This window comes from Nocardia terrae (assembly GCF_009760405.1).
In the GTDB taxonomy this organism is placed as follows: Bacteria; Actinomycetota; Actinomycetes; order Mycobacteriales; family Mycobacteriaceae; genus Nocardia; species Nocardia terrae.
The window spans coordinates 297,213-312,900 of the sequence record NZ_WRPP01000005.1 but is presented as its reverse complement, the minus strand read 5'-3'; the positions used below and the strand labels follow the sequence as shown (position 1 = coordinate 312,900).

Sequence of the window (15,688 nt, the reverse complement as noted above, 5' to 3'; positions counted from 1 at the left end):
CTTCGGACGCGTCCCGGACAGGGGTTTCAGGGCAAGCCCCTGCGAGCCCCCGGGAGTTGGTTAAATCGGGAACAGGTTGTGCTTGCGCGGATTGTGCTTGCGCACCGCGCCCTTGTCGCGCAGCAGGCGCAGGGCCTTGCGGATCTCGAGGCGGGTCGACGACGGCTCGATGACCCCGTCGATGTAGCCGCGCTCGGCGGCCACCCACGGGTTGTCGATGAGCGCGTTGTAGAAGTCCACCATCTGCTTGCGCACGGTCTCGCGCTGCTCGGGCGGGGTCGCGGCGAGCTGCTTCTTACCGGTGACGGTGACCATGCCCTCCGCGCCGATGACCGCGATGCGCGCGGTCGGCCAGGCGAAGTTGATGTCGACGCCCAGTTGCTTGCAGCCCATGACCGCGTAGCCGCCGCCGTACGCCTTGCGGGTCACGATGGTGACGATCGGAACGGTCGCCTCGATGAGCGCGCGGAACATGCGACCGCCGCGCTTGATGACGCCGATGCGCTCCTCCTCGACACCCGGCAGCACGCCGGGGGTGTCGACCACGTAGACGAGCGGGATGTTGAACGCGTCGCACAGGCGGATGAAGTACGCGCCCTTGTCCGAGCACGCCGCGTCCAGCGCACCGCCGAGCACCATCGGCTGGTTGGCGATGACACCGACGGGGTGGCCGTCCACGCGGGCGAACCCGGTGATGAGGTTCTGCGCCGCCGCCTCTTGGATCTCGAAGAACTCGCCGTCGTCGAAGATGCGCAACAGCACCTCGTGCATGTCGTAGCCCTGCCGATCGGAGTCCGGGATGATCCGGTCCAGTTCGCGATCGGAGTCGGTGATCTCGGGCTCGAGGCCCGGGTTCACGATCGGCGGCTGTTCGAGGCAGCTGCTGGGCAGGTAGCTCAGGTAGTCACGGGCCCACTGCAGGGCGTCGCGCTCGCTCTTGGCCACGTGGTGCAGCAGGCCGTTGCGGGCCTGCACGGCCGCGCCGCCCAGTTCGTCGGCGCTGATGTCCTCGCCGGTGATGCCCTTGATGACCTCGGGACCGGTCACGAACATGTAGGACTTGTCGGTCGCGACGAGCACGTCCATGTTGACCGGCCCGTACACCGAACCGGCCGCGCACTTGCCGAACATGACCGCGACCATCGGCACGTAGCCGGACAGGTCCTCCTGCAGGCGGCACATGGTGGCGTACCAGGCCAGTGCGGTCACGCCCTCCTGGATGCGCGCGCCCGCGGAGTCGTTGATCACCACGACCGGGCACGCGTTCTTGTACGCGAAGTCCATGACGAGACGCACGCGACGGCCGAAGGTCTCACCGGCCGAACCGCCCTGCACACCGGAGTCGTGGGAGATGACCACGACCGGGCGGCCGTCGATCATGCCGCGGCCGGTGACCACACCATCGCCGTAGAGGGCGTTGGGGTTGCCGGGCGAGCGCATGAGCGCGCCCATTTCGACGAAGCTGCCCGGGTCCAGCAGCATGTTCACCCGTTCTCGGGCGCTGGCGACGCCTTTCGCGATTCGCTTCTGGATGCCCTTCTCGCCTGTGGGTTCTTCGGCGATCTCCAGGAGCTTGCGCAGTTCCGCCAGCTTTTCCGCTGTACCCGTCATTACCTCGGTCTTGCCTTTCAGCCAACATCAGGTCGGGCCCGATCGTGCCCGTGTCGAGCCGGATCGCGACTCGACCTGCCACGGTACCGTGCATGGTCGATTACGAACCACTGAACGTGTCGGTAACCTGTGCCGCGCTGTTAGCAAGGTCAGCGATACACTGCGCCCCGTGAGCTCACCTATGACAGTGCGAGTGGGGACGCCCGAGGTGATCCGCCCCGACCTCGACACCTTCGGGTTCTCGGAGTGGCGGCGGACCGCGACCGTGGGTGCGGTGCTGGGCGGATCGGTGCTGAGCAGCGTGGTGCGCGGCGGGCTACGCCCGTCCAAGCGCAAGCGCGCCGCGGCCGAGGGCATGGTCGACGGCTTCGAGACGCTGGGCCCGATGTTCGTGAAACTGGGCCAGCTCATCGCGTCCTCGCCGGGCGCGTTCCCGCGCGAACTGGCCGACGCCTGCCTGCGCTGCCTCGACGATGTGCCGCCCTTCCCGGCCGCGGACGCCCGGGCCATCATCGAGGCCGATCTGGGCAAGCCGATCTCGGAGCTGTTCCGCGAATTCGACGACGAGCCGCTCTCGGCCGCCTCGATCGCTCAGGTGCACGCGTGCGTGCTGGCCGACGGCCGGCCCGCGGTGGTGAAGGTGCAGCGGCCAGAGATCGCCCGGCGCATGATCGTCGATCTGCGCGCGGCGATGCGGCTGGCGCGCGCGCTCGAGAAGCGCTCGGAGAACGCCCGCGTCGCCAATGCCCAAGCGGTGGTGCGGGATCTGTACGAGGCGACCGTCGCCGAACTCAACTTCCTCATCGAGGCCGACAACCAGAGCCGCGCCCGCGAACACCTGACCGCCTTCGGCGACAACACCAATGTGGCCGTGCCCGAGGTGTATTGGGACTACTGCGCCCCGCGCGTGCTGTGCATGGAACGCATGCGCGGCATGCCCCTGGACCGCTTCGACGACATCCGCGCCGCGCATCCCGAACCCGAGCTGCTGATCCGCCGCCTGGTCAAGGCGTGGATGGAATCGGTTGCGGTGCACGGACTTTTCCACGGCGACGTGCACGCGGGCAACCTGTGGCTGCTCGACGACGGCCGGGTGGCCATGCTCGATTTCGGCATCGTGGGCCGTATGGAGAACGAATGGCGCGAGTTCGTGCGCGCGCTGTTCTTCGCCAGCTCCATCGACAACGACTTCCGTCCCGTCGCCCGCGCCCTGCGCAAGCTGGACCTGGTCTCCGACGACAGCGGTGACGACGCCACCATCGGCCGCCAGCTCGCGGTCGCGCTGGGCCCGGTGCTCTCGGGCAGCCTCGACAAACTGGACCTGGGCGTGGTCTCGGCCCGGCTGCTCGAGTTCGGCAAGCGCCGCGGGGCGTCCGGCCCGCAGCAGCTGGTGATGATGGGCAAGCAGCTCGGCTACTTCGAGCGCTACGCGGTGGCCCTGGCTCCCGGCTGGAAGCTCGGCCGCGACCTGTACCTGTTCCGCAATATCTTCCCCGCCGAGGTGGCCGCCAAGGCCGCCGAGAACGGCGTCACGCTGCCCGTCGACTGACAGCCCCGCGCCGACGGCGATCTCCGTCGTCGGCGCACTGTCGGCGTCCTGTCAGCGTGGGCCGCCATTGTTCTTCTCGTAGCCGGAAACACCAGCTCCGGCCCGAGGACGAGGAGAACCACGATGACGAACTACAACGTGCTGAGCGAACTGATCGCCAGCCACACCGACAAGGCTCGCACCCGGGCCGAGCGCATCATGCGCGCCGCCTCGGTGAAGGCGCACGCGATGGCCGCGGAGCAGGCCGAGCCGCAGCGGCTGACCAGGGCCGAGGTCGAACAGCTGCGCGCCGAGGCGAAGGCGCAGGCGGATCAGCTGAGCCAGGATCTGCGGGCGCAGGCCGCACGCATGGTCACCGACCTGGGTGGGAAAGCCTGAGAGAACGGCCAGGAAACCCACAGGCTACGACCAGAAACGCCCGGCACTGTTGATGGCGAGACAGTGTCGGGCGAGCGCGTGAGGTGCGGAAATGGTCGAATTGGACGTCACCGGAACCACCGTGACGGTGCGGGTCACCGGGGCTCACCGCTTCCTGGCGCTGCGTGACCATGTGAGTTTCGATCTATCGCAGGTCAAGCGGCTCGCGCCGGCGCCGGTGGATCTGCGTCCGCCGTGGGTGCGGACGCCGGGGACCTTCTTTCCGGGCGTGATCGCCGCGGGGATCTTCCGGGGCAAGGGTCGTAAGGAATTCTGGGATACGCGATTCGACGGCCGGGGTGTGCTGATCGATCTGGCGGGTTCGGAGATCACCCGCCTGGTCGTCGATGTCGAGGATGTTCAGGCCACGCTGCGCGGGCTGTCGTCCGCCATCGCGGCCTGAACACCGAGTTCCGAAACGCCACTTCTTCCGTTCTGGGAGTTAATGTTTCCGGCTTCGTCGGCGGAATACGTCACGGGGTCGGGCAGAGGAATCCGCCACTGGGCGGCGGCACTGGGACGATCCTTTCCGGGGCCGGGGGAGCTCCGGCACCGCCGCCCGCGGGCGTGGAGGCGCGAGGGGAAGCTCCCGGGGTCGCGGGCGGTACTCCGATTTCGCCGGAGCCCCATGCCGCGGACGGGTTCAAGGTGAATACGGTGGCACAAACGAACACACCGACTAGCAGGCCGATGGCTTTCTTTCGTGTCATGCTCAACGACGGTAGAACCAGCTCAACGCAATTGGTGGGATTCCGGCACTCCCGGGAGTGTCGCGACCTGCTGATCATCTGTACAGGTGTGTGAATTCGCTTGTGCAGCAAGCAGACTAATCGGTCGGAATAGTCCGTTTTCAGATCATTGTGTTATGTACTGTGCCAGCACACGTTTCGATAACGAACGGGCGTGTCTGCGCCTGTTTCGCCCGGTTGTCCGGTCAACTTGCCCGCAAGGACTCGACCGGGAGGGTGCGGTATGACTGCTGGGCAGGGCGCGAGGATCGCTCTGGAAACGGCCATCACGCTGGCCTTTTGTGGCGCGGTGACCGTCCTGGCGCCGCCCGGCGTGAGCGCGGGGTCCTGCGGTGCGGCACTCGGTGACTATCGCGGGGAATTCACTGCCACCGAGGACTCCTCGAATGTGCTGAGTTTCGACGGAGAGGGCGGTATCGCCTTTCGGAGTACCGGTCTGGGAAACGGCGAGGGCACGTACGCCGTCATTCCGACCGGGGGATTCTCCGCGACGCTGCGTATGCGCGAAGGTGGAGCCGGAACCTCGATGGTCAAGAGCGTGACCTTCGCATGTCCGGCCCCGGGAACGCAGGTCGCGAGTTTCAATTCCCTCGATCAAGACGGTAGGCGTTTCAGCTACGTTCGTTCCAACTGAAAACCCATGTCCTCTGTGTGACACGGGTTTTCAGCGCGTGGAATGACGGTGGGCAGTACTGGTCAGTCGTGCAGGGCGCGGAAGACGTTGTACAGCATGGCCTTGTCCTCGAATCCGATACCGGGCGTGTCCGACAATCGAATTCGACTGTGCTCGATGACGGCATTGTCGGCGAAGCCGCCCGTGGGCTGGAATTCACCCGGATACGATTCGTTGCCGCCCAGGTGCAGCGCCGCGGCGATGTGCAGGGCGAACTGGTGTCCGCCGTGCGGAATGCAGCGGCGCGAGGACCAGCCCTGCTGTCGCATGATCTCCTGAATCCGGAGGTACTCCACCAGCCCGTAGCCGAGTACCGGATCGAACTGCAGGATGTCGCGATCGGAACGCATGCCCGCGTAGCGCAGCAGATTGCGGGCGTCCATGCGGGAGAAGAGGTTCTCGCCGGTCGCCAGCGGTCCCGGGTACCGCTCGGCCAGGGTCGCGTGCAGCGCGAAATCCAGTGGATCGCCCGGCTCCTCGTACCAGCGCAGCTCGTAGGGCGCGAGAGCGCGGCCGTAGTCGAGGGCGGTGTCGAGGTCGAAGCGGCCGTTGGCGTCCACGGCCAGCCGGGAGCCGTCGCCGCCGAGCACGTCCAGCACCGCTTCGACGCGTTTGAGGTCCTCGGCCAGATCCGCGCCGCCGATCTTCATCTTGACCACGTCGTAACCCTGATCCAGGAACCGTCGCATTTCGTCCTGGAGCTGGGTCAGGCCCTTGCCGGGGGCGTAGTAGCCGCCCGCGGCGTACACGAACACATCCCGGTCGGGTTCGCCCAGGTCGTACTGTTGCGACAGCCATCGGTAGAGGGGGAGTCCGGCCAGTTTGGCGGCCAGATCGTAGAGGGCCATGTCGACGACGCCCACGGCGACCGAGCGTTCACCGTGGCCGCCCGGTTTCTCGTTGCGTGTCATGACATCCCAGGCCCTGACCGGATCCACCGCCCGGCCATCGGCGGTGAGCAGCTGGTCCGGGTCGGCGGCCAGCAGGCGGGGGATGACCCGCCGGCGCAGGATCTCCCCGGCGCTGTAGCGGCCGTTGGAGTTGAAGCCGTAGCCGACGACGGGCTCCCCGTCGTGGACGACATCGCTGACGACGGCGACGACGGAGCAGTCCATGGCGCTGAAGTCGATGAACGCGTTGCTCATCGACGAGCTGATGGGGACGGTGCCTTCGTGGATGGCGAGAATGCGGGGCACGGATCTCTCCTCAGAGTTGTTCGGGTTGGGGGACAGGGGATTTGGCGGGCCGCATGCCGATCTCGCGGGCGGCGATCCCGCGATCGAGCCCGTCGGGTTCGAAGCGCGCCACCACCACCGTGGCCACGGCATTGCCGAGCACATTGGTGGCCGCGCGGGCCACGGACAGGAAGCGATCCACCGAAAGCACCAGGGCCAGACCGGCGATGGGCACCAGGCTGGTGGCGGCGACGGTATTGGCCAGCGTCACGAACGCCGAACCCGAGACGCCCGCCGTGCCTTTGGACAGCACCAGGAAGATCGCGAACAGGGTGAGCTGATCGCCGCCGGTCAGCGGCACGCCGTAGACCTGCCCGATGAAGATCACGCAGATCGGCACCACCACGGCGACGCCGTCGAGGTTGAACGAGAACCCGGCGGGGACGACCAGCCCGATGACCTTGCGCCGGCAGCCGACGGTCTCGAGGCGCTCCATGAGCTGGGGGAGTACCGCTTCCGAGGACGCGGTGCCCAGCACGACGAGCAGCTCCTTGCGCAGCACCCGGATCAGCCGCAGCAGCCGGAAACCCGCCAGCCGCGCCACGATGCCGAGCACCACCAGGATGAAGACCACCAGTGCCAGGATCGAGACCAGCACCAATTTGACCAGGGCCGTGAGGGTTTCGGGCCCGTACTTCCCGACGGTGGCGGCCACCGCCCCGAAGGTGCCGATCGGGGCGAGCAGCATGATGAGCGCGATCATCTTGAAGAAGACGGTGCTCAGCACGGCGCAGGCGCGGGTGATCGGGTCCGAGACGGTCTTCGGCAGCATCAGCAGGGTGACGGCGAACAGCACCGCGAAGATCAGCACCTGCAGCACGCCGCCGGTGGCGAACGCGCCGACCGCGTTGCTGGGCACCATCTTCGACAGGAACGCGGTCAGCGAGGTGTTGTGCTGATCGGCGCTGACATAGCTGGAGAGCTGGTCGGAGGCGTGTCCGGGTTTGGGCACGCCGCTGCCGGGATGCAGCAGGTTCACCGCCGCCAAGCCGAGCAGCATGCCGATGGTGGTGACGATCTCGAAGTACAGCAGGGCCTTGAGCGCCACCCGGCCGACGGATTTCAGTTCCCCGGCGGTCACGATCCCGGTGACGATGACCAGGAAGACGATCGGCGCGATGACCAGCTGCACCAGCGAGATGAAGATATTGGCCAGCGGTTGCAGCCCGGCCGCGTAATGCGGTGCGGCGATGCCGAATACGGCCGCGGCGATGGCAGCGACCAGCACCTGGAGGCTGGTACTCGCGATCAGCCGACGCCCACGCGCCTTCGGACCGGCCGCCCGGGGGGTATCGGCCGCCCCGGAGGTGCCTGCGGTGATGTCCGGGGGTGGTGTCGGGATGTTCGCCGGTGACCCGGTGTCGCCGGTGGGCGGCTGTGCGCGCCCGGACGGCGGCTCGGTGGCGGGCAGGCCCGTGAGCCCGTGGGCGTCCATGTCACTCGCCGTCCTCTCATCGCCGCGGAACGAGGGTGTCGCGCAACGCGTCTCGGTCCACGGTGAGGCCGAGGCCGGGGCGGTCGGGGACTGCGAGGCGGCCGTTCGCCGGGCGCGGGGAGTCGGGGAAGAGCAGTTGGCCGACCTGGGCCATGCCGACGTGCCATTCGAGTAGCCAGCCGTTCATCAGCCCGGCCAGGGCGTGCAGGTTGAACAGGGGCCAGCCGCCGCCGTGGGCGAGGGGGAGGTTGTAGATCTGGGCGAGGTGGGCGGCCTTGCGCTGCTCGGTGAAGCCGCCGCAGTAGCAGGCGTTGGGCTGCAGGATGTCGACGGCGCGGTGTTCGACGAGTTCGCGCAGTCGCCAGCGGTGGCCCTCCATCTGCCCGGCCGCGAGGGGGATACGGGTGTGGGCGCGCAGGTCGGCCAGGGCGCGGGCATCGTTCTGCTGCAACGGTTCCTCGAACCAGGTGAGGTGGTCGTCCTCGATCTCGCGGCACAGCATGGTGGCCTCGGCGGGGGTGAACAGGTAGTTGGCGTCGATCATCAGATCGATGTCGTCGCCGACGGCCGCGCGGATGGCGTGCACCCGGGCCGCGTCCTCCCGCCAGCCCTTCGGGTCCACGGCCACAACGGATTTCAGGGCGGTGAAGCCCTGCTCCACGTGCAGGCGGGCCGCCGCGGCGAGGGTGTCGCGGTCGTACTGCGGGAACCCGAACGTCACGTACACCGGCACCTCGGTGCGGGCCCCGCCCAGCAGGCTCGCGACCGAGCGCCCGGCGTCCTTGCCCTTGATGTCCCACAGCGCGATATCGAGCAGCGACAGCGCGCTCGACACCACCCCGCTCATGGCGCGTGGGTTGAGCCGCTGCCAGACCCGCTGGTGCACGGCCTCGATCTCGCGTGGGTCGAGGTCGAGCACGGCCGGTAGGAAGTGTCTTTCCAGGGCCACCACCACCGCGTGGGCCAGGAAGTGCCCGGTCACGGCGACTCCGGTGAGTCCCTCATCGGTCTCGACCTCGCAGAACACGAAGTCCTTCTGCTCCTCCCGCCCGTAGCCGCGGACCCGTTCGTCCAGCAGTGGGACCTCGATCGAGGTGGTGTGCACGCTGGCGCGAATGTCCTTGATCCTCATCGCAATGCCTCCCTCGGCTCCGGCCGCCGGTGGCTCCGGTCGTCCGGTGGACCGAGTGTGCGCGGCCAGATTGTCAACTGTCAACGATTTGCAATTGACAATCCGATCGGCGATACTGCGCCGATGGCCAACGACCCGGAGATGATGTCGGCCCTGCAACAGCGGCTGGCCGAGCGGCAGGCGAGCACGCTGCCCCAGCTCATCGTCGAAGAGCTGGAGCGCATGATCATCAGCGGCGTGCTGACCGGCGGCGATCGGATCAACGAGTCGTCGCTGGCCTTGCGGCTGGGCGTGAGCCGGGGTCCGGTGCGCGAGGCGTGCCGGCAGCTCGAACGCAGCCGCTTGGTCGAATTCCGCACCAACCGGGGCATGTTCGTGCGGGAGATCTCGGTCGAGGAGGCGGCCCAGCTCTACGACATCCGGGCCGGGCTGTTCCGGCTGGCGGGCAAGCTCGCGGCCGCGCGGGTGACGCCGGAGGATCTGACGCGACTGCGTGAGCAGGTGGAAGCCCTGACCGCGGCCGAGTCGAGCACCGACGACTATTACCCCGGCAATGTCGACTTGCATCGCGAACTCGTTGCGCTGGCGGGCAATCCGCGCCTGGCCGAGTTGTACGACGGGGTCTCCAAGGAGCTGCACCTGTTCCGGCGGCACGGGCTGGAAACCGCTGCGGCGCGCCATATTTCCAACACCCAGCACGCCGAGATCCTGGACTGCCTCGCGGCCGGTGACGTCGAGCGCGCGGGCGAGTTGATGGAGGCTCACGTGCTGGCGGGCAAGGAACGCATGCTGGCCGCCGCGCGGGGATGATTTCGATTCGAGGAACCTCTTGTGGGCCCCGTCACACCATGAGTAGCATGCTACTCATTCTTTAAGGCATGCCACACATCTGAGCGGGTGTGCCGGTTCGAGGTCCATGTGGAGGAAAGATGGACAGAGTCGTACTCAAACCCGAGGATTCGCCGTTCGGTGCGAGCGTCCTGCGCAAGGTGACGGTGCGATTGGTGCCACTGCTGGTCATCGGGTACATCGTCAGCTACGTGGACCGCATCAATATCGGCTTCGCGAAGTTCGGCATGGACAAGGCCTTCGGCATGAGCGCCACCCAGTACGGCTTCGTGGCGGGCATCTTCTTCGTCGGCTACATCCTGGCCGAGGTGCCCAGCAATATCGCCATGACCAAGGTCGGCGCGCGGGTGTGGCTGAGCCGAATCCTGGTGACCTGGGGCATCATTGCCGCCGCCACGGCCTTCGCGCCCAACTTCACCACGGTGTGCGTGCTGCGGTTCCTGCTCGGCGTGGCCGAGGCGGGCTTCTTCCCGGGCATCATCGTCTACGTGTCGCGCTGGTACCCGAATGCCCAGCGCACCAAGGTGATCTCGACGGTGATGGTGGCGATTCCGCTGGCCAGCGTGATCGGCGGGCCGCTCAACGGCTGGATCCTGGACGCCTTCGACGGGGCGCTGGGGCTGGCGGGCTGGCGCTGGGTGTTCGTGGTCGGCGGGGTGCCCGCGATCGTGCTGGGCGCGTTGTTCTTCCTGATCCTCACCGATTCCCCGGACCGGGCGCGCTGGCTCAACGACAGCGAAAAGGCTTGGCTGACCGGACTTCTCGCACAGGAGGACGCCGAGCGAGCGGTGGCCGCGCCGGTCGGGCACCGGGCCGCGCTCAGGGACAGGCGCGTGATCGCGCTGTGCGTCGCCTACTTCCTGCTGCTGTGCGGGGCGTATCCGCTGACCTACTGGATGCCCTCGGTGATCAAGCAGGTCGGCCACGGACTGAGCGGCTTCCAGGTCGGCTGGCTCTCGGCGGTGCCGTTCCTGGCCGCGGCGATCTGCATGTACCTGACCGGCCGGGTGATCCGGAACGAGCGCTCGTCCAAGCCGGTGCTGATCGCGCTGGGCATCTCGGTGGTCGCGTTCGTGGTGACCGCGGCCGAACTGTCGGTTCCGGCCCTGGCGTTTCTGGCGATCACGGTCGCGACCATGGCCGCGCAGACCGCGAAACCGCTGTTCTGGGCGGTGCCCACGTCCTATCTCGCCGGTGTCGGCGCGGCCAGCGGCATCGCGCTGATCAACTCCATGGGCAATGCGGCCGGGTTCGTCAGTCCCTATGCGTTCGGCTGGATCCAGGACGCCTCGCACGGCAATACCGGCCTGTCCATGGGCGTCATGATCTTCGCCAATATCGGTGCGCTGCTGGTCCTGGCCGGGCTGGCGTCGAAGGCGCGGACCGCGCGGGTCCCGGTCACCGGGGCGGAACCGGCTCCCGGCGTGGGCGCGTAAGGGTTCGCCCGCGGACCGATTAAGCTCGGCAGTCGCCCGTGGCATTCCGCCGCGGGCGTTCCGTCGTTGCTCGTTCCCGAAGAGGTCTCGTGTCGCAGGATGTGCCGGCAGACAGCAAAGCCGAGGTGATCGCCGAGGAGATTCGCGACGCGATCCGGCAGGGGCGGCTGGAACGCGGCGTGCTCTACTCCTCGCGTGAACTGGGCGAAATGTTCGGCGCGTCAAGGACTCCCGTGCGGGAGGCGCTGCTGAAGCTGGCCGATCTGGGCCTGGTGCGCATCGAACGCAATCGCGGGGCCCGCGTCGTCGGGCAGGACGGGCGCGGCATCGTGGACCTGTGCAGCATGCGAGTGCTGTTGGAACCGCCCGCGTGTCGCAGTGCGGCCACGGTCATGACCTCCCGTGACGACGAGGCCATGCTGGCCGAGTACCGGATCATGGAGCGGCTCGCCGACGGCGGCGCGGAGTACTTCGCGGCCGACGAGCGGCTGCACGACCTGATTCTCGAGGCCAGCGGAAATCAGCGGCTGGCCAAGACCGTTCGCGAGCTGCGCCAGACGCTGACGCTGGACGGCCGCCACAGCGTGCCGCGCTACCAGCCGGTCGAGACCGCCCTGCGCGACCACTGGGACATCATCGACGCGCTGCGCAAGCGCGACGGTGTCGGGGCCGAGCGGGCCATGCGCAAGCATCTGGTGCGCTCGGGGGATCTGCTGGTCGCGCACAGCAGCGAGAACGATCGCGGCCTGGTGGCCGAGTGGCGGCGATGGGTGTCGGTGTCGACGCCCGAGGGCGAGCAGATCACCTTCTGATCCGCCTGCCGGAGTCGATCCGGCAAACTTCTGTCAACTAGTTGCATGCTACTCACCTTCATTAGTATGTTGTGAGTGGTTATTGAACTGCCACTCGGCAGTTGGTCCCTGTGAAAGGACATGCTGTGGACCCCAATTCATATGCGGCCTCGGTCGCGCGGGGGATCTGGGCGGCGCAGGTCGATCTGGTCGGATACGTTCCCTCGGTCAGTGTCGCGCCCGTCATCTCCGCGCTCGTGAACACCAGCGGCGGCACGGACGGCCGCTCGCGCACCGTCTTCCCGCTCTCCCGGGAGGAGGAGGCGGCCGGCGTGCTCGGCGCGCTGCCGCTGACCGGCAAGTTCGGCGCGATCGTCATGCAGGACAACGGTTTCGGCAACGCGCTGACCGCCCTGACCACCTTCAACATCGCCTATCACCTGCCGCTGCTCATCGTGGCGAACACCCGCGGCGGGCTCGGCGAGTACAACTCGATGATCCACACCTTCAGCCAGCACGCGCCCGCGCTCCTTCGCGACCTGGGTATGCAGGTCTTCGAAATCGACCGGCGCAGTGCGGCTTCGGACTGGGAGTCGGTGGTGACCGAGGCCGGAGTGCACGCGCGCATGACCTTCCGGCCCGCCGTCGTGCTCGCCCACTTCTGGAACACCGACGGAAAGGCGGCCTGACCGTGCGGCGAATCGATGCGCTCCGAGTGCTGGCCGGGCAGACCGCCGACCTGCCGGTGGTGGTGACGTGCGCGGCCTCGAGCCGGGAGCTGGCCGCGGTGGCCGATCGACCTAATCACCTGTATCTGCTGGATTCCATGGGGCTGGCCGGGTCGGTGGCGACCGGGATCGCGCTCGGTCTCGCGGACACCGGAGTGCCGAAGGTGATCGCCGTCGAAGGTGACGGCTCGTTGCTCATGAACCCCAATGTGCTTCCCACGGGCGGGTTCCTGCGTCCGGAGAAGCTGGTCATGGTGCTGCTGGACAACGCCGTCTACGGTGCGACCGCGAATCTGCCGACCTATGCCGAGGACATCGATCTCGGGCTGCTCGCCGAAGCCAGCGGCTGGGCGGTGCATCGGGCGGCCGAACCCGAGGAACTCGTTGCCGCGCTGGCCCTTTCGCTGGAGATTCCCGGACCGTCGCTGGTGCACGTGCACATCGAGGCGGGCAATGCGACGGATGTGCCCAAGCTGCTGGAGGATCCGGTGGTCATCGGCCGCCGCTTCCGGGACTGGCTCGGTGCCCGGATCGCGACAGCGGTGGAGGTGCTCGCATGATCGGGACCGTCGATCCGACCACCGGACGCACCCTCGACACCTACCGGTTCACCTCCGACCGTGAACTCGAATTGCGGTTGCGGCGTGCGCAATCCGCGGTGCGGATCAATGGCGAGCGGCCGATCTCCGAGCGGGTCCGCGACTTCCGGGTGCTGGCCGAGCTGTTGCGCGCCCGCCGTGAGGATCTCGCGTTGCTGATCACCCTCGAGATGGGCAAGCCGATCACGCAGGCTTGGGCCGAGATCGACAAGTGCGCGCTGGCGTGCGACTTCTACGCCGACAATATGGCCGACGTGCTCACCCCGCAGCGCGTGGACGTCGCGCCCGATGTCGCGGAGGTGCGGTTGCGTCCGCTGGGCGTGTTGCTGGCGATCATGCCGTGGAATTACCCGTTCTGGCAGGTGATCCGGGCGATGCTGCCCGCCATCGCGGTCGGCAATTCGGTGGTGCTCAAGCACGCCGACAATGTCACCGGCAGCGCGAAGGTGCTGCAGTCGCTGTTCGACGAGACCTTCGGGTACGGGGCGCTCACCCACGTGGTGTTGCCGCCGCATCGGGTCGCGCCGCTCATCGAGCATCCGATCATCGCGGGGGTGGCGTTCACCGGGAGCAACAAGGTGGGCGCGCTGGTGGCGGCGACGGCCGGACGCGCGGTGAAGAAGTCGGTGCTGGAGCTGGGCGGTTCGGATCCGTTCATTGTGCTCGACGACGCCGACGTGTCCGCGGCGGCGGCCGCGGCGGTGCGGTCGCGATTCCTCAATGCCGGGCAGAGCTGCATCGCCGCCAAGCGGATCATCGTGCAGCGCGGGATCTTCGGTGACTTCGTCGAGGCCATGGTGACCGAACTGGGCAAGCTGGTGTACGGCGCGCCCACCGAGACCGGGACCGACGTGGGGCCGATGGCGCGCGTCGATCTGCGCAACGAGCTGCGCCGCCAGCTCGAGGTGACGGTGGCGGCGGGGGCGCGAATCCTGTTCGGCGGCAAGGCCGACAACCGCACCGGAGCCTGGTTCCCGCCCACCCTGGTACAGGTGCGCGACACCTATTCCGCCGCCTTCCGTGAGGAGACCTTCGGGCCGCTGGGCGCGGTGCTGGCGGTCACCTCCGAGGAGGCCGCGCTGGCCGCGGCCGAGGATTCGGTGTACGGCCTGAGCTGCTCCATCTGGGGCGCCGACCGCGACGCCATCGACCGGCTGGCGCGGCGGCTGCACACCGGGTCGGTGTTCGTGAACCGCATCTCCGAATCCGATCCCCGCCTGCCCGTGGGCGGCGTCAAGGCCAGCGGCTACGGCCGTGAGCTCAGCCATTACGGGGTCACCGAATTCGCCAACGTCCAGACGGTGCGCAGCGCCGCTACCTCCAGGAGCAACCCGTGACCATCACCAGCATCCGTACCCGCGCGGTCGCCGTCCCCGTCGACAAGCCGACCCGAATGTCCAACCGCGAGTTGAATGTTCGCCACTACCTGCTGGTCGAGGTCGGGACCGCCGACGGTTACAGCGGGGTCGGATACACCTACGCCGGGACCGGCGCGGGCCTGCTGGCCAAGCTGGCCGTCGACGATCTGCTCGCGCCGGTGTATCTGGGTGCGGACGAGAACGATGTGGCGGGCCTGTGGGAGCGCGCCTACCAGGAGACCCTGCTCGAAGGCCGGCGCGGTACCGTGATCCGCGCCCTGTCGGCCCTCGATATCGCCCTGTGGGACCTGCGCGCCAAACGCGCCGGGTTGCCGCTGGTGAGTTTCCTCGGCGGTTCCACCGATCCGCTGCCGTCCTACGCCTCGGGCGGCTACTACCGGCCCGACGAGGGTTCCTGGACCGAGGCGGTGGTGCGCGAGATCGAATTCAACGCCTCCCAGGGCTTCACCGACCACAAGATCAAGGTCGGCGGCCTGTCCGTCGCCGAGGACGCCCGCCGCGTCGCCGCCGCGATCGAGGCCATCGGTGAGAGCGGGCGACTCTCCCTGGACGCCAACAACGGCTACCGCTCGGTCCACGAAGCCCGTACGGCCATCGAAGCTTTCGAACGCGCCGCCGGTGATCGCCCGCTCTGGTGGTTCGAGGAACCCCTCTCACCCGAATCCGTCGCGGGCCACGCCGAACTCGCCCGCACCATCCGCACACCCGTCGCCACCGGGGAGATCCACCAGACCCGCTGGGAATTCCGCCCCCTCATCGAAGCGGGCATCCCCGTCCTCCAATGCGACGCCGGTGTCGCGGGCGGTGTCACCGAATGGCTCCGAATCGCCTCCACCGCAGCGACGTTCGGGCTTCACATGGCCCCGCACTGGCATCACAACCTGCACGTCCACCTCTGCGGCGCGATCCCCAATGCCCTGGTGGTCGAGTACTTCGCCCTCGAGAAAGGCATCTACAACTTCGAACTCCTCCTGACCCCCGAATCGCGACTCCACTACGCCGACAACAAGGTCCACCTCCCCGCCCGCCCCGGCCTCGGCATCGACTTCGACCCCGAGATCGTCGGCAAATATGAACTGATGGGATGACGCCCGCGTCGCTACTA

General features: G+C 67.8%; 15 protein-coding genes. 11 read left to right on the top strand and 4 right to left on the bottom strand.

The genetic code is table 11. From position 1 onward, the window contains the following. Positions 1–60: 60 nt before the first annotated feature. On the bottom strand, positions 61–1,611 hold the full coding sequence (locus GPX89_RS25530) for an acyl-CoA carboxylase subunit beta (protein ID WP_157390195.1): 1,551 nt from the start codon (positions 1,609–1,611) through the stop codon (positions 61–63). Positions 1,612–1,792: 181 nt separating this feature from the next. Between GPX89_RS25530 and GPX89_RS25525 the strand changes: the two genes are divergently transcribed. The 4 genes from GPX89_RS25525 (at position 1,793) to GPX89_RS25510 (ending at position 4,960) form a co-directional block, all read left to right on the top strand. Further along, positions 1,793–3,160, top strand: coding sequence for an ABC1 kinase family protein (locus tag GPX89_RS25525; RefSeq protein WP_157390631.1), 1,368 nt, complete (start codon positions 1,793–1,795; stop codon positions 3,158–3,160). 123 nt (positions 3,161–3,283) lie between these two features. Continuing rightward, positions 3,284–3,538: a hypothetical protein gene (locus GPX89_RS25520; protein WP_157390194.1), complete on the top strand. Its 255-nt coding sequence runs from the start codon at positions 3,284–3,286 to the stop codon at positions 3,536–3,538. Between the two features lie 91 nt (positions 3,539–3,629). Beyond that, on the top strand, positions 3,630–3,980 hold the full coding sequence (locus GPX89_RS25515; RefSeq protein WP_157390193.1) for a hypothetical protein: 351 nt from the start codon (positions 3,630–3,632) through the stop codon (positions 3,978–3,980). 569 nt (positions 3,981–4,549) lie between these two features. Continuing rightward, complete coding sequence (locus tag GPX89_RS25510; protein WP_157390192.1) at positions 4,550–4,960, top strand: hypothetical protein; 411 nt, start codon at positions 4,550–4,552, stop codon at positions 4,958–4,960. Positions 4,961–5,022: 62 nt separating this feature from the next. Here the strand turns inward: GPX89_RS25510 and GPX89_RS25505 are convergent, their stop codons facing one another. From GPX89_RS25505 to GPX89_RS25495, 3 genes are read right to left on the bottom strand one after another with little or no spacing between them, the layout of a single operon-like run. After that, entirely contained in the window at positions 5,023–6,195 is a 1,173-nt protein-coding gene (locus GPX89_RS25505; RefSeq protein WP_328602315.1) for an enolase C-terminal domain-like protein, read from the bottom strand. 10 nt (positions 6,196–6,205) lie between these two features. Continuing rightward, positions 6,206–7,669: a cation:dicarboxylate symporter family transporter gene (locus GPX89_RS25500; protein WP_157390191.1), complete on the bottom strand. Its 1,464-nt coding sequence runs from the start codon at positions 7,667–7,669 to the stop codon at positions 6,206–6,208. Positions 7,670–7,685: 16 nt separating this feature from the next. Beyond that, positions 7,686–8,801 carry a mandelate racemase/muconate lactonizing enzyme family protein gene (locus GPX89_RS25495; protein WP_157390190.1) on the bottom strand — a complete coding sequence of 372 codons (1,116 nt, stop codon included), beginning with the start codon at positions 8,799–8,801 and terminating at the stop codon, positions 7,686–7,688. Positions 8,802–8,924: 123 nt separating this feature from the next. Between GPX89_RS25495 and GPX89_RS25490 the strand changes: the two genes are divergently transcribed. The 7 genes from GPX89_RS25490 to GPX89_RS25460 all read left to right on the top strand — a co-directional run bounded on the left by GPX89_RS25490 (position 8,925) and on the right by GPX89_RS25460 (position 15,671). After that, positions 8,925–9,611, top strand: a complete 687-nt coding sequence (locus GPX89_RS25490) for an FCD domain-containing protein (RefSeq protein ID WP_157390189.1) — start codon at positions 8,925–8,927, stop codon at positions 9,609–9,611. 119 nt (positions 9,612–9,730) lie between these two features. Beyond that, positions 9,731–11,086, top strand: coding sequence for an MFS transporter (locus tag GPX89_RS25485; protein ID WP_157390188.1), 1,356 nt, complete (start codon positions 9,731–9,733; stop codon positions 11,084–11,086). 89 nt (positions 11,087–11,175) lie between these two features. After that, the gene (locus GPX89_RS45965; protein ID WP_328602314.1) at positions 11,176–11,898 is read left to right on the top strand and encodes a GntR family transcriptional regulator; all 723 of its coding nucleotides are present in this window, start codon (positions 11,176–11,178) and stop codon (positions 11,896–11,898) included. A gap of 125 nt (positions 11,899–12,023) precedes the next feature. Continuing rightward, complete coding sequence (locus GPX89_RS25475; protein ID WP_328602313.1) at positions 12,024–12,566, top strand: thiamine pyrophosphate-binding protein; 543 nt, start codon at positions 12,024–12,026, stop codon at positions 12,564–12,566. Between the two features lie 2 nt (positions 12,567–12,568). Continuing rightward, on the top strand, positions 12,569–13,165 hold the full coding sequence (locus GPX89_RS25470) for a thiamine pyrophosphate-dependent enzyme (RefSeq protein ID WP_328602312.1): 597 nt from the start codon (positions 12,569–12,571) through the stop codon (positions 13,163–13,165). After that, on the top strand, positions 13,162–14,541 hold the full coding sequence (locus GPX89_RS25465) for an aldehyde dehydrogenase family protein (protein WP_157390186.1): 1,380 nt from the start codon (positions 13,162–13,164) through the stop codon (positions 14,539–14,541). Before GPX89_RS25470 ends, GPX89_RS25465 begins: the two co-directional genes overlap by 4 nt. After that, entirely contained in the window at positions 14,538–15,671 is a 1,134-nt protein-coding gene (locus GPX89_RS25460; RefSeq protein ID WP_328602311.1) for a mandelate racemase/muconate lactonizing enzyme family protein, read from the top strand. The genes GPX89_RS25465 and GPX89_RS25460 overlap by 4 nt, the downstream gene beginning before the upstream one ends. The last annotated feature ends 17 nt before the right edge of the window (positions 15,672–15,688 follow it).

Excerpts from the sequence above, each read along its gene's own strand:
- GPX89_RS25465 (WP_157390186.1), top strand. The coding sequence starts at position 13,162 with ATGATCGGGACCGTCGATCCGACCACCGGACGCACCCTCGACACCTAC.
- GPX89_RS25500 (WP_157390191.1), bottom strand. The coding sequence starts at position 7,669 with ATGGACGCCCACGGGCTCACGGGCCTGCCCGCCACCGAGCCGCCGTCC.
- GPX89_RS25510 (WP_157390192.1), top strand. The coding sequence starts at position 4,550 with ATGACTGCTGGGCAGGGCGCGAGGATCGCTCTGGAAACGGCCATCACG.
- GPX89_RS25525 (WP_157390631.1), top strand. The coding sequence starts at position 1,793 with ATGACAGTGCGAGTGGGGACGCCCGAGGTGATCCGCCCCGACCTCGAC.
- GPX89_RS25530 (WP_157390195.1), bottom strand. The coding sequence starts at position 1,611 with ATGACGGGTACAGCGGAAAAGCTGGCGGAACTGCGCAAGCTCCTGGAG.
- GPX89_RS25495 (WP_157390190.1), bottom strand. The coding sequence starts at position 8,801 with ATGAGGATCAAGGACATTCGCGCCAGCGTGCACACCACCTCGATCGAG.
- GPX89_RS25520 (WP_157390194.1), top strand. The coding sequence starts at position 3,284 with ATGACGAACTACAACGTGCTGAGCGAACTGATCGCCAGCCACACCGAC.
- GPX89_RS25490 (WP_157390189.1), top strand. The coding sequence starts at position 8,925 with ATGGCCAACGACCCGGAGATGATGTCGGCCCTGCAACAGCGGCTGGCC.
- GPX89_RS25515 (WP_157390193.1), top strand. The coding sequence starts at position 3,630 with ATGGTCGAATTGGACGTCACCGGAACCACCGTGACGGTGCGGGTCACC.
- GPX89_RS25485 (WP_157390188.1), top strand. The coding sequence starts at position 9,731 with ATGGACAGAGTCGTACTCAAACCCGAGGATTCGCCGTTCGGTGCGAGC.